Annotated in this window: 13 protein-coding genes; 6 read left to right on the top strand and 7 right to left on the bottom strand. The window is 72.8% G+C overall.

Features of this window, described 5'->3' with window-relative positions:
* Nucleotides 1-39: 39 nt before the first annotated feature.
* Nucleotides 40-774 (top strand): CDP-alcohol phosphatidyltransferase family protein, encoded by a 735-nt coding sequence (locus H299_RS0117555; RefSeq protein WP_486587316.1) that lies wholly within the window; start codon nt 40-42, stop codon nt 772-774.
* Here H299_RS0117555 and H299_RS0117550 read toward each other — a convergent pair.
* Nucleotides 734-1213, bottom strand: coding sequence for an adenylyltransferase/cytidyltransferase family protein (locus H299_RS0117550; protein ID WP_027749459.1), 480 nt, complete (start codon nt 1211-1213; stop codon nt 734-736). The two genes, H299_RS0117555 and H299_RS0117550, sit on opposite strands and share 41 nt — an antisense overlap.
* A 201-nt stretch (nt 1214-1414) precedes the next feature.
* On the opposite strand from H299_RS0117550, the gene H299_RS0117545 reads away from it, so the two are divergent.
* From H299_RS0117545 to H299_RS0117535, 3 genes are read left to right on the top strand one after another with little or no spacing between them, the layout of a single operon-like run.
* The gene (locus tag H299_RS0117545; protein ID WP_027749458.1) at nt 1415-2677 is read left to right on the top strand and encodes a glycosyltransferase; all 1263 of its coding nucleotides are present in this window, start codon (nt 1415-1417) and stop codon (nt 2675-2677) included.
* Nucleotides 2674-4470, top strand: coding sequence for a lipopolysaccharide biosynthesis protein (locus H299_RS34760; RefSeq protein ID WP_486587315.1), 1797 nt, complete (start codon nt 2674-2676; stop codon nt 4468-4470). Before H299_RS0117545 ends, H299_RS34760 begins: the two co-directional genes overlap by 4 nt.
* A complete protein-coding gene (locus H299_RS0117535; RefSeq protein ID WP_051262576.1) occupies nt 4467-5762 on the top strand; it encodes a hypothetical protein in 1296 nt (431 codons plus the stop codon). Before H299_RS34760 ends, H299_RS0117535 begins: the two co-directional genes overlap by 4 nt.
* Here the strand turns inward: H299_RS0117535 and H299_RS0117530 are convergent.
* Together H299_RS0117530 and H299_RS39190 are read right to left on the bottom strand one after the other, a co-directional pair.
* Nucleotides 5759-6379, bottom strand: coding sequence for a hypothetical protein (locus tag H299_RS0117530; RefSeq protein ID WP_027749456.1), 621 nt, complete (start codon nt 6377-6379; stop codon nt 5759-5761). The genes H299_RS0117535 and H299_RS0117530 overlap by 4 nt on opposite strands.
* A 45-nt stretch (nt 6380-6424) precedes the next feature.
* A complete protein-coding gene (locus tag H299_RS39190; RefSeq protein ID WP_106965813.1) occupies nt 6425-8386 on the bottom strand; it encodes an eCIS core domain-containing protein in 1962 nt (653 codons plus the stop codon).
* A gap of 319 nt (nt 8387-8705) precedes the next feature.
* Between H299_RS39190 and H299_RS0117520 the strand changes: the two genes are divergently transcribed.
* Nucleotides 8706-9209, top strand: coding sequence for a GNAT family N-acetyltransferase (locus H299_RS0117520; RefSeq protein ID WP_199782461.1), 504 nt, complete (start codon nt 8706-8708; stop codon nt 9207-9209).
* Between the two features lie 540 nt (nt 9210-9749).
* On the opposite strand, the gene H299_RS40500 is transcribed toward H299_RS0117520, so the two are convergent.
* Nucleotides 9750-10178 (bottom strand): DUF7848 domain-containing protein, encoded by a 429-nt coding sequence (locus H299_RS40500; protein WP_486587314.1) that lies wholly within the window; start codon nt 10176-10178, stop codon nt 9750-9752.
* Entirely contained in the window at nt 10175-10600 is a 426-nt protein-coding gene (locus tag H299_RS39185) for a DUF6415 family natural product biosynthesis protein (protein WP_158692341.1), read from the bottom strand. The genes H299_RS40500 and H299_RS39185 overlap by 4 nt, the downstream gene beginning before the upstream one ends.
* Nucleotides 10601-10778: 178 nt before the next feature.
* Between H299_RS39185 and H299_RS0117505 the strand changes: the two genes are divergently transcribed.
* Complete coding sequence (locus tag H299_RS0117505; RefSeq protein ID WP_486587313.1) at nt 10779-12092, top strand: NsdA family TPR-like regulatory protein; 1314 nt, start codon at nt 10779-10781, stop codon at nt 12090-12092.
* Here the strand turns inward: H299_RS0117505 and cutA are convergent.
* Nucleotides 12089-12421, bottom strand: a complete 333-nt coding sequence (gene cutA / locus H299_RS0117500) for a divalent-cation tolerance protein CutA (protein WP_027749452.1) — start codon at nt 12419-12421, stop codon at nt 12089-12091. The two genes, H299_RS0117505 and cutA, sit on opposite strands and share 4 nt — an antisense overlap.
* A gap of 97 nt (nt 12422-12518) precedes the next feature.
* Complete coding sequence (locus H299_RS0117495; protein ID WP_027749451.1) at nt 12519-13442, bottom strand: hypothetical protein; 924 nt, start codon at nt 13440-13442, stop codon at nt 12519-12521.
* Between the last annotated feature and the right edge of the window lie 12 nt (nt 13443-13454).

Below are 13454 nucleotides of genomic sequence, written 5' to 3'. Positions count from 1 at the left end.
TCATGCGGCGGATCGGGGGCGGGCGGACAGGGGGGCTCGGTGGCGCGGGGAGCACACCGGCGCAGGTTCAGCGCGGCGCTGCGCGAACTGCGCGCGGCGCAGAAGACGGCCAAGGGGGTCTCGCTCTACTCCCGGCATCTCAACCGGCCCGCCGGGCGCGTCCTGGCGGCGGCGGCACACACCCTGCGGCTCACCCCGAACCAGGTCACGCTGCTCAGCGCGGCGTGCAGCTTCGCCGGAATCGCCGCCCTCGCCCTCGTCGCCCCCTCCTGGCCGCTGGCGCTGTGGGTGTACGCGGCCCTCGCGGTCGGCTTCGCCCTCGACTCGGCGGACGGGCAGCTGGCCCGGCTGCGGGGCGAGAGCAGCGCGGCGGGGGAGTGGCTGGACCACGTGGTGGACTGCGCCAAGATCACCGCACTGCATGCCGCGGTGCTCATCTCCTTCCACCGGTTCTTCGAACTGCCCGGCGCGGGCTGGCTGCTGCTGCCGCTGGCGTTCCAGTCCGCCGCGGTGCTGATCTTCTTCGGCGGGCTGCTCGCCGACAAGCTCAAGCCCCGCGCCCCCGCCCAGCAGGGCGCGCCGCCGCCCTCCCGGCTGCGCGCCGTCGCCCTGCTGCCCGTCGACTACGGTGTCCTGTGCGCCGTCTTCCTGCTGCTGGGCAGCGAAGCGGCCTTCCTCGGCGGCTATCTGGCCTTCTTCGCCGCGCACGCGCTCTTCCTGGCCGCGTTCCTGGTCAAGTGGTTCCGGGAGCTGTCCGCCCTGGGCGCGGGCTGACCCGCGAGGCGCCCGGCGGCGGCGCCAGCGCGTCCAGCGCGCGGCGCAGCTGGGTGCTGGAGGTGTGCACCGTGTACGGGAAGTAGACGATCTCCACGCCGACCGTGCGGAAGTCGGCCTCCAGCCGCTCGCCCTTCGCTGTGCCCCGCCAGTCGTCGCCCTTGAACAGCACGTCGAAACGCACCTGCCGCCAGGTCTCCAGCTTGTCCGGCACCGTCTCGACGAAGGCGGCGTCCACGAAGCGGATGCTGCGCACGATCTCCAGCCGCTCCACCAGCGGCACCACCGGCGGACGCCCCTTCGCCCGCTCCGCCAGCTCGTCCGAGACCACCCCGGCCACCAGGTGGTCGCAGCGGTCCCGGGCGTGCCGCAGCAGATTCAGGTGCCCGACGTGGAAGAGGTCGTACGCCCCCGGCGCGTACCCCACGTACTGACTCATTCGCGATCCCCCCACGGAACTCGGCGAACTCGGCGGACCCCGGCCGCGTCCCGTCGTACAACTGGGAGCGACGAACCGGGCGTTGGCGCCGATCCAACCACAACACGGAGAGGACCGGGGCAACTTGTGTGGACGGTGTGCCCGAAGCCGCTAAGGTGCCTGATCGGGGACAGCGAGGGTATCGAGGGGGAGGGGGCGAAGGTGTCCGCGCAGCCGTTACGGCGTTTACTGCTGGTTTCCACCAACTACGCGCCGGAGCAGGCCGGGATCGGCCCGTACGCCGCCCAGATCGCCGAGCACTGGGCGGCCGATCCGGCCACCGAGGTCGACGTGCTCACCGGCATGCCCCACTACCCCTCCTGGCGCGTCGACCCCGCCTACCGGGGCCGGTGGCGCGCGGCCGAACTGCGCGCCGGAGTGCGGGTGCACCGCAGGCGCCACACCGTCCCGCCCCGGCAGACGGCCGCACGCCGCGCGCTCTACGAGGCGTCCATCCTCGCCCACGGCCTGCTCGTGCCGCCCCGGCTCCCCGGCGGCCCCCCGCACGCCGTACTCGCCCAGCTGCCCAGCCTCGCGGGCGGTCTGCTCGGCGCCCGCCTCGCCCGCCGCCACGGCGTGCCCTTCCTGCCCGTCGTGCAGGACCTGATGGGCGCCGCCGCCGCGCAGAGCGGCATCCGCGGCGGTGACCGCGCCGCGGCGCTCGCCGCCGCCGTCGAGCGCCGGGTGCTGCGCGCCGCCACGCTGACCGGGGTCATCCACGAGAGTTTCGTCGACCGCGTGGCGGCCATGGGCGTGCCCCGCGCGCGCATCCGGCTCGTCCCCAACTGGTCGCACGTCGCGCCCCCTTCGGCGCCGCGTGAGAAGACCCGCGCCCGGCTCGGCTGGACGGACGGGCGGACGGTCGTCCTGCACTCCGGCAACATGGGCCTCAAACAGGGGCTCGAGGTGCTGATCGAGACCGCCCGGCTCGACCCCAGGCTGCGCGTGGTGCTCATGGGCGACGGCAACCAGCACCGGCGGCTGCGCGCCCTGGCCGCCCCCGTCGCCAACGTGGAGTTCCTGCCGCCCGCCGACGAGGCCGACTTCCCCGACGTGCTGGCCGCCGCCGACGTGCTGGCCGTCACCCAGCGGGCCGCCGTGCTCGACATGAGCGTGCCCTCCAAACTCACCTCCTACTTCGCGGCCGGGCGCCCCGTGGTCGCCGCCGTCGCCGACGGGGGCGGCACCGCACAGGAGGTACGGCGCTCCGGCGCTGGCCGGCTGGTGCCACCGGAGGACGCGCCCGCGCTGGCCGCCGCGACCCGCGCGCTGGCCGCGGACCCGGCCGCCGCGGCGGCCCTGGGAGCGCGGGGCACCGCCTACGCGCAGGCCCGGCTGGGCCGAGGTGCCGGGCTCGCACGGATCACCGGCCTGCTGGACGAGGCACTGGCGGAGCACACCGCGCGAAGGGGGGCCACGGCATGAGGGACGGCGGTGCAGGCGGCGGGAGCGGAGGCGGCTCCGGCTCAGGAGGCGGCGGAAGCGTACGGGAGGACAGCCGTGGCACTCACCCGTACGACGAACCCGACCTGCTCCGCGAGCAGTTCCGGCAACTCCTGCGCTACCGCGCGCTCATCGTGCTCGGGCTCCTGCTGGGCGTGCTCGGCGGCGGCTGGCTCGGCATCTCCGGCGGCGACTCCTACGACGCCTCCAGCGAGGTGACCCTGCGCTCCACCACCGTCGACCCGCTGTCCGACTCCGGCGGCGCCAAGGCCGACCTCAGCATGGGCTCGGAGCGCCGCACCGCGCTCAGCCGCGTCGTCGCCGAGCGCGCCGCCAAGGAGCTGGGCACACCCGGCCGGGCCGTCCCGCTCTCCCGGGACCTCCAGGTCACCAACCCGCCCAACACCGTGGTGCTGCGCTTCGCCTACACCGCCGACAGCCCCAGGACGGCGGCCGAGCGGGCCAACGCCTTCGCCCAGGCGTACCTGGACCACCGACAGAAGGACACCGACCGGTTCATCGTCAACACCGTCATCGCCTACAAGGAGCAGCGCGCCCCGCTGGCGGAGGAACGCGACCGGCTGGCCGCCGAGATCGCCGAACTGCCCGACGGCCGCGCCCTGGACTCCGCCGTCGCCGCGCACACCTCCCTGCTGGGCCGCATCGCCGAGATCCAGAGCGACATCAGCAAGCTCGAGGCGCTCGACACCACCCCCGGCACCGTCGTCTCGGCCGCCACCCCGCCCGACTCGCCCGCCGGGCCCGGGCTGTTCCTGCTGCTGGGCCTGGGCGCCGCCGTCGGCATCGGTCTCGGGCTGCTCGCCGCCTGGGTGCGGCTGGTCTTCGACCCGACCGTCCGCTCCTCCGGCGACGTCGTACGCGCGCTGCGCGCACCCGTGCTGGGCACCCTGCCGCGCGGTCGGCGCGGCCGTGCCGGGGTGCTGCTGGCGGAGGGGCGGCTGGCCGAGGAGTACCGCTCCGTGGCCTTCCGGCTCGCCTACGACGAGCAGTTCGCCCAGCGCCGACGGCTGCTGGTCGTCGCACCGCGCGGCAGCATCGAGACGGCGCTGGCCGCCTCCGTCAGCCTCTCCGCCTCCTTCGCCGAGATGGGCAAGGACGTGCTTCTCATCGAGGCGGACCTGCGCACCCCCAGTCTCAACGAGGCGCTGCACCACGCCGACGGCGTACGCCCCGGCTGGGCCCGCGCACCCGAACAGGGCCTGGGCGGCTGGCCGACGGGCCGCCGCGTGCCCATCGACGCGGGCGAGTCGGGGGTCTTCGACCTCGTGCCCGGCCGCCGGGTGCGCAACGTGCCGCGCGCGCTGACCTCGCCCGCCGCGACGCAGCTGATAAGCCAGGCCGACGCCCGCAACGCGGTGGTCGTCGTCCTCGCCCCCGCTGTCCTCTCCTACGCCGACGCCATCGCGCTGACCGACCGGGTGGACGGCGTGCTCGTCGTCTGCGACCCCCGCGAGGTGCGACGGGACGACCTGAGCCGGATAAGAGAACTGGTCGTGGGAGCCGGGGGCACCCTGCTGGGCGCCGTCCTGCACGGTAACGGCACGGGGTCCACGCGCGGCGGCGCTGGTGGCGGTGGCGCCGGCGGGCAGGGGCGCAAGGGCCGCCGGCGCGGCGACCCGGACCTGCCGCCCGGCGAAGGCGGCCCCGCCGACTGGGACCGGCCCCGCGTGCCGCACCGCGACGTCGGCTCCGAGACCGTCGGGCTGCGCATCGTCGATCCGGCCGACCTCGAAGAGCACACCCCGCGTTCGTGACCGCACCGCCTCCCCGCACCGGCACCCCCGGCGGCCCCGCCCGTACCCGTGCCCGCCCCGCCCTGCTCGCCTCCGTCGCCGACCAGGGGGTGGCGGCGCTCACCAACATCGCGGTCCTGGTGGTCGCCGCCCGGCAGTCCACAGCCGCCTCGTTCGCCGTCTTCTCCGTCGTCTACACGGTCTTCGCCGTCGCCCTGGGCCTGTGCACGGCGTACGTCGGCCAGGCGCTGGTGCTGGAGCGCGGCGAGCGGCGGCAGGTGGGCGGCGCCTGCCGGTCGGCGGTCGCCTTCACCGCCTGCGCCTCGTCCGCGCTGGGCGCCCTGGCCCTGGCCGCGCTCTGGCTCACCACCGGCCTGCACGGCGAACTGGCCCGGGCGCTCGCCGCGTTGGCCGCCGTGCTGCCCCTGGCCCTCACCCAGGACTGCCTGCGGTACGCCTTCGCCACCCTGGGCCGACCGCACCGCGCCCTCGCGGCCGACCTGCTGCGGCTCGCCGCCGTTCTGCCGCTGCTGACCGTCCAGCCGCGCGGCGCGGGCGCGGACCGGCTGATCCTGGTGTGGGGGCTCGCCACGCTGCCCGCGCTGGCGGCGGGCCTGCTGCTGCTCGCCCCGCTCGCGCCGCGCCGCGCGGGCGCGCCGGGCACCCGCCGCCTCCCGCACCGCCGCCACCTGGGCGGGCGCTTCGCCGTCGAGTTCGCCGTCGGCAACGCCGGTACCCAACTGGCCGTCATCGGACTCGGCCTGTGGGCCACCCCGCTGGCGGTGGGCGCGCTGCGCGGTGCGACCACCCTCTTCGGGCCGATGAACGTCCTCTACAACGCGGCCACCGGCTTCGGCCCGCCCCTGCTCCACCGGGGCGGGGGCGGCGACGCCGACCCGCGCCGCACGGCCCGCACGGCCGCGGCGGCGGGCGGCGTACTGGCCGCGGTCGCCGCGCTCTGGGCGACCGTCCTCGTGCTCCTCCCGGACCGCTTCGGCCGCATGCTGCTGGGCGACACCTGGACGGCCGCCTCCGCGCTGCTGCCCGCCACCGGCAGCCAGTACGCGGTGATGGCGCTGGGCACCTGCGGCCTCCTCACCCTCCGCGTCCTGCGCCCCCGCACCACGCTGCCCCTCCAACTCGTCTTCTCCGCGCTCTCGGTCTGCGCCCTGCTGACGGGCTACGCCTGGGGCGGCATCACGGGCGCGGCCTGGGGCCTGTGCGCGGGCTCCGCGTGCAAGGCGGCGGCCACCTGGCTGCGCGTCCGCAGCGTCCTGCGCGCACCGGCGGCGCCCGCTGCGGGCACGCTCTAGCGGAACCGGCGGTCGGCGAAGCCCGGCACGATCTCGCGCATACGGGCGAGCGCGGGGGGCTCGGACGTCCGCCGGCTGCCGGGGGTGCGCAGCGCCGTGTGCCAGCCGAGGTAGCCGCAGGAGTTCAGCGTCTCGTCGAGGTACTCCGCGAAGGACAGCGGCAGTTCGGTCAGGTCCTCACCGAGGGTGTGCAGGTGGACCGAGTCCTCCGGGACACCTCCGGCCCCCAGGCGGAAGGCGGCACAGGACTCGGGGATGTACAGGTCGAAGGGTTTGACGGATTTGAATCTCTCCCCGCCCTCCAGCCCTGCGAACCAGACGGCGCCCTCCCAGTCGCCGAACACGTCCTCCAGCGGCAGCACGTCGACGGTGCCCGAAGCGGTCACCCCACCGCCCGCCTGCGGGTCCGCGTACTCCCAGGCCAGCCGGAAGCCGTCCGCCTCCCCGTAGAACTCCGGGACGCCTTCCGGCAGCCGTCCGCCGACCCGCGAGCGGACGGCGTCGATGACGCGCGACCCGGCCGGGGCACGCACCTCCGCTTCTTTGACGGTGAAGCCGGGCGTCGTACGCAGCTCACTGATGCGCGCCGCGAGCCGTTCGGTGAATGCGCCGGACATGTCCTGCCTTCCGTTCGGGGGCGGCGGGCCGGGGGACCGGGACCGTTACACGCCTGCGCCTCGCTTCGGCCGTTCCGCATGGAACGCCACCGAGGCGCTCTGCCTCTGCGCCCACACCGCGTACTTGTTGCGGAACTCCGCGTCCAGCGCGACCAGTGCGGCAACGAACCCGCCCGGGTCACCCGGACGCTCGACGGAGGCCCAGCCGTGCAGCATCCGTACCTGGTCCGGACCGCTCATATCCTTATGCGTCAGGAACTGGCCCAGCACACCGTCGTTGTACATCTCCCTGGCGAGCCGGACCTTCTCCTCGTCGGGGTAGTACCCGAAGAGCAAGGGGTCCGCCTTGGCGAGCCCGTCGGCGTCCTGGCCGAGAGTACGCAGCAGCCGGTGGCGCTCGTCGGACGGGCAGCGGACGAGCAGGTCCCGTCGTACCTGCGGGGTCTGCTGGGTGAAGACGCGGCGGGCCTCCTGAGGGTTGCCCGCCGTGGCCAGCGGGATGAGGCAGTGCGGGAGCAAGTCTTCGTAGGCCGGGATGACCAGCGCTCGGAAGGCGTCCCGGTCCTGCGCACTGGGGAGGAAGCCCAGGAACAACCCCTTCTCCACCGTCGACTGCATCGGGAAGAGGAAGGGGTGGGCTTCCATGACGACCCGTTGCAGTTCGACTGTCGGCACGAGGCTCAACGCCCTCATCCGGACCTGGTCGGTCTGGTTGGCGAGCTCCGCCAGCAGAGCCGTCCGGTTGGCGGGGGTGTCCTGCATCGTGCTGTAGGCCTGCTGCTGCTGGGCGTCGAGCGGATCGACCGGCAGAGGGATCTGCGCCGACCACGATCCTCCCTCGCTCGACTGCTCCACGCCCCACGAGAAGGAGATCCGGTTCGGGACGATGGTGGTCAGGTCGAGGGTGTTCGCCGGGCCGTTCTGGTACTCCACCTGGGCGCGCAGCCACACCGACCGGCCGGCCGCCACCAGGGCCTTGACCTTGTCCTCCGCCTGGGTGGACATGGTGGAGTTGACCGTGGCCGGTCCCGGAGCGAGGTTGAGCACGTTGTTCCCCGGGCCGCCGAGCCGGCCGTTCCACAGGTGCATGCGCACGGCGTTGTAGTGGGCGTCGGGGGGCATCTTCCCGGTGAGCTGTAGCCCTTCACGGGTCAGCGACGTCCAGCCGACGGGATCGACCGTCGGCTGGTTGTGCCCGTTCTGGAGTACGCCGCCTTGCAGGTTGTGCACCTCCACCGTGCCGGCCCGGCCCCCGTCCGGCGTGAAGACGGGGTCGTCGGCCTCGATGCGTGTCGTCCCGTCGTCCTCCACCCAGCGGCGCTGCACCACGGGCGCCGCCGCCGACGTGGCACCGGGCGGCGTCCGGCGCTGCACGGGCTCCGGACTCCCCGAACCCCGCAGCACCCGGTGCGCGTTGGCCTCCGCCGCACGCTCGTGCCGGTCGGCCGGGTCCGAGATCCGCAGCCCCGCACCGTTGTCCGCGCCTGCCACGGGACCCCGCCGCTGCTGGATGACGTGCGTCAACTCGTGCGCGAGAGTGTGCCGGTCGAGACCGCCCTCCCCGACGACGACATGGCTGCCCGAGGTGTACGCGTGCGCGCCCGCCACCGCGGCCGAGGCGCGCGCCGCCGCGTCGTCGTGCACGCGGACGTCGGAGAAGTCCGCGCCGAGACGTGACTCCATGTCCGCACGGACCGCCTCCTCCAGCGGACGGCCGGGCGCGCGCAACACGCCCTCGACAGCGGAACGCTGCCGCTGCGCGCCCTCCTCCTCCCGCTGCACCACCTGCGCCGCTTGCGCCGCCTGCGCCGCCTGCGCCGCCTGCACTGCCTGCGCCCCGGGGTGGCCGGCCCGGCGTAACTGCTGGACGACGGCGGCGTTCCCCGCGCTGCGCTGCAACGCGAGCAGTCGCTGCGACGGCACCGCCTCCTGCCCCGCCCGCGTACGTGACCGCGCCCGCCCCGGCTCTGCGGCCTGCGGCTTCCTGGCATCGTCCCTGGCGTGCATGAGGCTCCTTCGGGCGGGTCCGCGATGACTCCCTCCGCTATACGGGACCCACCCCCACCCGGTCCAGGCCCCCAAGGGCACACCTCCCCGCCCCGAAGGGCAACCCACCTGCGCGAGCCGCCCGGCCGCCCGCCGCGACGCCCGGTGGTGTTCTTGCGGTCGTGGCGCCGTTGCTGTTCAGTCGGGGAGGGCACGTCCCGGAGGGACGTCCGCGTCCCGGGAGAGGCTCCGCGTCGGCCCCGCCGTATGCGGCGTGCTGTTCTCGCGGGGGCTGCCGGAAGGGGGTTCGCCAGTGCTGCGTCACGCGGTGAGGGCCGACGTGCCGGAGATTGCCGCGCTCATGCGGCAGTCGGTGCTCGACGCGTTCCCCCGATTCCACGACGAGCGCGAGACGGCCGCCGCTGCCCGCTACCTCACCGAGCCCGACCAGGTCCTGATCGACGACGGAACCTACTTCGTCCACGAAGCCGACGGGCAGATCGTCGCCTGCGGCGGCTGGAGCAAACGGGGCAAGCTCTACACCGGCTCCGGACCCGGAGCCTCCGACGACCGCCCGCTGGACCCGGCCACGGAGCCCGCACGGGTCCGCGCGATGTTCGTCCACGGCGCCTGGACCCGCCGCGGCCTGGGGCGCGCGATCCTCACCAGGTGCGCTCAGGCGGCCCGTGCGCAAGGTTTCCGCTCCCTGGTCCTGATGGCCACCTTGCCGGGCGAGCAGCTCTACCTCTCCTACGGCTTCCGCGAGACCGGCCGCACCCGTGTGCCGATGCCCAACGGCGTCGTCCTGGACGGAGTGACGATGGAGTACCCCTTGCCCGGGTGACGCACAGACCCACGGGGCGGTGGGGGTCGGCGGCACCGCGCTTGCAGCCGCGCAACCGCCGTACCAAGGGTGACGTCATGAGCCCAGGAACGGCACTCGCCCCAAGCCCGTTTCGGGTCGAGCCGCGGGTGGCGGCGTATGCCAGCAGCGCTATCCCGGCGGCGACCACCAGGGCGAAGCAGAGTGCCCAGGCAGGTACGCCGAAGATGCGGGTGCCCTCGCCGTCGCCGTGGATCTGCCCGCAGTCGCAGTCCAGGTCCACGCGCTCTGTGCGGATCTTCACGCTGTGGTTGGTGGTGGTGCGGGTCGCGGGTGTGGGGTGGTGCGTGTGGTGGCGATGGTGGTGAGGTCGTCGGCGAGCCAGGGGGTGGCCTACGCCGTGTGCCAGGAGTGTGTGGGCGCATGGCAGGCAGCTGAGTTTCGTCCGTGCTGGCCCGGAGCCGCTTTCGATGTAGGCCGCAGCGACGCGTTCTGGCGCGTGTTCGCGGCACAGGCAGCAGGGCCCGGCGGGTTCGATGAGGTCGCCCGCGTCAACTCCCGTCATGGGGTCTTCCGCTCGGTGGGGGTGGTGTGCCAGGGGCGGCGGATGATTTCGCGGTAGGTGGTGTGGGTGGGGAGGCGTCCGGTGTGTTCCATGGCCCAGCGTTGGGCGGCGGTGAAGTCGGTGTAGGCGGCGGAGGTTTTGGCGCAGATGGTGCACTGCATGGCGTGGGTGACGGGTTCGGCGTCCGGTCGGTGGTCGGGGGTGCAGTGCCACTGGCGTGGGGGCTCTGCGGCTGGTGGTGCGGGGCTGTCCAGGGGGACGTTGACCAGGAGGCGGTAGGTGATGCCGCCTTCGAAGAAGAGCAACTTGTCTCCGCCGGGCAGTGCGCGGAGGTTGAGTACGACGCGTGGGGCGCCGTAGACGCGGACGGTGTCCCCGATGTGCACGGTCTGCGCCGTCACGACGGCTTCGGGCCGCCGCGTCACCGCGCGTCCTCCTCTTCGAGGAACCTGAGCAGGACACCGCAGTCGGTGGTCAGCAAGAAGACATGCGCGTGCGCGATCACCGGTGTGGTCGCGGGCGGCCACTCCAACGTGTGCCGCACCATGTCCAGCCGGGACCGCTTCTGCCACCACACCAGCGAGCCGCGCCACAAATCCTCCGCCGCCGCTGCCGCCTCCGCCGCCGCGAGCAGCGCGGACGCGTGCACACGCAACTCCGCCTCCAGCAACGCCAGATCCGGCCGCCCCGGATCAGCCAACGCCACCCGCGCCCGCTCTATCACCGCCCGCACCACAACCGCATCGGGCGGGGTGCCGGTGGCTTGTACCTGCGATTCCACGCCGCGTGGCATTTCACCCGGTACGGTCAGCCGCCCAGCCGTGTCGTGCTGCGATCGCATTGTCACCGTCGGCTCCTTGGAAGTCATCCCTGCCCCGGTGGCCTCCAATGTGGCCCCGGGGCTGACTGGCTCCCAGAGTCGATCTGTGGGCGGCAGACTGCTACCCGCCCGCGGGTATACCCACGATGGGTAGGATTTCGGGAAGTTGCCCCAGCAGGCTTGCGTCGGCAGGAAGGGTGATGGCGTGATCGAATACGAGCCACCTACCGCCCTGCCTCGGTATCTCCTCGTTGATGAGGAGATGCGTGCTGCGCTTGAGACGCACGACTTCGGGATGGTCTTTCGCCTGGCGCGGAAGCGTGCTGGCATCAGCTACTCGAAGATCGCAGCGGAGTGCGACATCAAGCCGGAACGCGTGGGGACACTTGCCCGAGGGCAAGGCAAGGTCACCTCGTTCGACAAGGTCGTGTGCATCGCAGACGCCTTGCGCGTCCCCGGATACATGATCGGCCTTGCTTCTCGACCGTGGGAGGTGGAGAAGGACCGAAGCACTCTGGGTGCACCCAACAACGGTGCACAGAACGGAGATCACGTGCGACGTCGGACTTTCGTGGAGACGGGACTCGCTGTGGCGTTGCCTGCCCTCGTCAACCCGGTCGCCCCGCAGCGCGTTGGGGCTTCGGCGGTGGAGACCTTGAGGGAGCGCACGGCACGACTGCGACGACTCGACAACATTCTCGGCGGTGCCGACACCTACCGTGTGTACCTGAGGGAGTATCAACACACCAAGGCCCTGCTGCGGACGGCTGCTTACACCGAGGGTGCGGAACGCGGACTGTTCTCCGTCCTTGCCGAACAGGCTCAGCAGGCCGGTTGGGCGGCGTTCGATGCTGGCTGGGAGTCTGACGCTGTCAGCCTCTACAAAGAAAGCTACTCGACTGCCGTAGAAGCGAACGCTAGCTGTCTCGCCGGGAATGCGCTGGCATTTCTTGCCTATCAGGCTATTGCGGGTGACCGATCAGGCGCCGTCCAGATCGCTGCCCGCTCCTGCGAAACCATTGACGCCGAGACACCGTCGCGAGTTCGGGCACTGCTGCAAGAGCGGAGGGCTTGGGCGTGCGCCGCATCCGGGCAGACCCACGAGACGGAGCGGGCACTCGATGACGCGTACGCGGCTCTGGACGAGGCGACCGGGTACGAGCAGCCGCCGGACTGGGCCGCGTGGGTCGACCGGACCGAGCTGGACATTATGTCGGGTCGCTGTTGGACGGAGTTGCGTCGACCGCTGCGGGCTGTGCCCGTGCTGGAGGACGCACTCTCACGGTACGACGACACCCATGCACGAGATAAGTCGCTCTACCTGACCTGGTTGGCTGCTGCCTACTTGGCCGCTGGCGAGGTGGAGCAGGCCGGTGTCGTCACCGCACGGGCGCTGGATTTGGCCACCGGCGTTGCATCAGTGCGGCCCCGACAACGACTCGCCCCGGTGCTGCGACAACTGGGGCAGCACCGAGGTGTGGCAACGGTTCGCGTTGCTCTGGAGAAAGCCGGGGTCTAAGCGGATCGATCAGGTTCGATCGTGTCGCTGATCCACTGAAGGCACCGCTCCGCCGCAGCCGCGATCGGTACGGCGGACACCTCGGGGTTGTCCCACGGGTGGTGTTCGAGGAGGTGCTCCTCAAGGGCTGGATATCGTGCGAGGCTCGTCTTCAGCAGAAGCTGCCACTCCTCGCCCTCGCCGAACTCTCCGAGGTGCCAGAAGACCGAGGTCACAGGTCCGATGATCTGGGCTCCGGCTGCGAGGCGGCCACCCACGGTGGACCGGGCCAGTTCGACCGCCTGTTGGCGGGTTGCGGTGGCTGTCGACACCTGCACGAAGTCAGTCATGGCAACGATGTTATGCGCCGGTAGTGCCCTGTGGCCCGAGTCCTCGTGCCTTTCGCAGCGCTGGTGGGGTGCTGCGGAGGGGAGGAGTTGGGCCGGGTCAGGTGGTCCAGGTCGGGGTGGGGCCGTGCGGGGGTCGGTAGGGGAGGGGGCGGCCGGTGTGGGCGTCGAGCAGGATGCGGTCGGCCAGGGGGCGGGCCAGCGGGACGGTCAGCTGCCGCAGCTTTTCCTGTTTGGTGCAGTGCCCCTCGTGCTCGCCGTGCTTGACGGAGGCGGCGAGCACCACCGTGCCGCGTGCCTCCAGCACTTCGACCACCGGGCCTTCGTCGCAGGCGCCGTGCCCGGCCAGGACGGTCACCGAGCGCCCGTCCGCGGCGATCCGGCTCACGTGGTGCAGCGGATGCCAGGGGATGTCACGGGCTCGCCCGATCGGTGGCCGGGGGAGTGGCGAGGGTGTGGCGGCGGCCTGCTTCAGCGGAGTGTCGTAGCCCTCCAGGGTGAACAGCCAGGCGGGGACGGCTGCCGGGCCACGGCTGGTGGCGAGCGTCATCTCGCCCAACCGCACGCCGGTCACCGCGAGGCGGGGACTCGTTCCGGTACGGCGGCCGGAGAGGGCCTCGTACGACTCGGCCGCGCCCGCAAGCGGCCGGGTGAGCGTGTCACCCCCGGCCCAGGTCACCCGGCCGTGCTCGGGCGAGGTGGCGGGCAGTTCTGCGCGCAGGTCGAAGTCGCGCTCGGCGTAGGCCCGTTCGTCGGCTGTGCTGCGCAGGCCGCCGCGTGGGGGCTGGACCACGTCGCCCATGGGGTGGTAACCCGCGCGCCATGCGGCGGATGCGGGCGAGCCGTGCCAGGCCGCAGCGACCTGGCGGGCGCGGTGCGTCAGCTTCTCCGCGTCGGTGCCGGGCTCCTCGCCCTCCCGCTGGCCGCCGCAGCCAAAGCCGGCGCTCAGGACCGCGATCAGCAGGGCCAGGACAAGCCCCCGCACCGCGAGCCGGCCTGCCGTACGCGGTGCCCTGATACGCATGGGGACTCCAGA

This window comes from Streptomyces sp. CNH287, from assembly GCF_000424825.1.
Note: the sequence above shows the minus strand (reverse complement) of the source record. Positions and strands in the feature narration are given on the sequence as shown.

Coding starts and splice junctions, on each gene's coding strand:
- H299_RS0117550 (WP_027749459.1), bottom strand. CDS start 1,213: ATGAGTCAGTACGTGGGGTACGCGCCGGGGGCGTACGACCTCTTCCAC.
- H299_RS34760 (WP_486587315.1), top strand. CDS start 2,674: ATGAGGGACGGCGGTGCAGGCGGCGGGAGCGGAGGCGGCTCCGGCTCA.
- H299_RS0117530 (WP_027749456.1), bottom strand. CDS start 6,379: ATGTCCGGCGCATTCACCGAACGGCTCGCGGCGCGCATCAGTGAGCTG.
- H299_RS39190 (WP_106965813.1), bottom strand. CDS start 8,386: ATGCACGCCAGGGACGATGCCAGGAAGCCGCAGGCCGCAGAGCCGGGG.
- cutA (WP_027749452.1), bottom strand. CDS start 12,421: ATGACTGACTTCGTGCAGGTGTCGACAGCCACCGCAACCCGCCAACAG.
- H299_RS0117495 (WP_027749451.1), bottom strand. CDS start 13,442: ATGCGTATCAGGGCACCGCGTACGGCAGGCCGGCTCGCGGTGCGGGGG.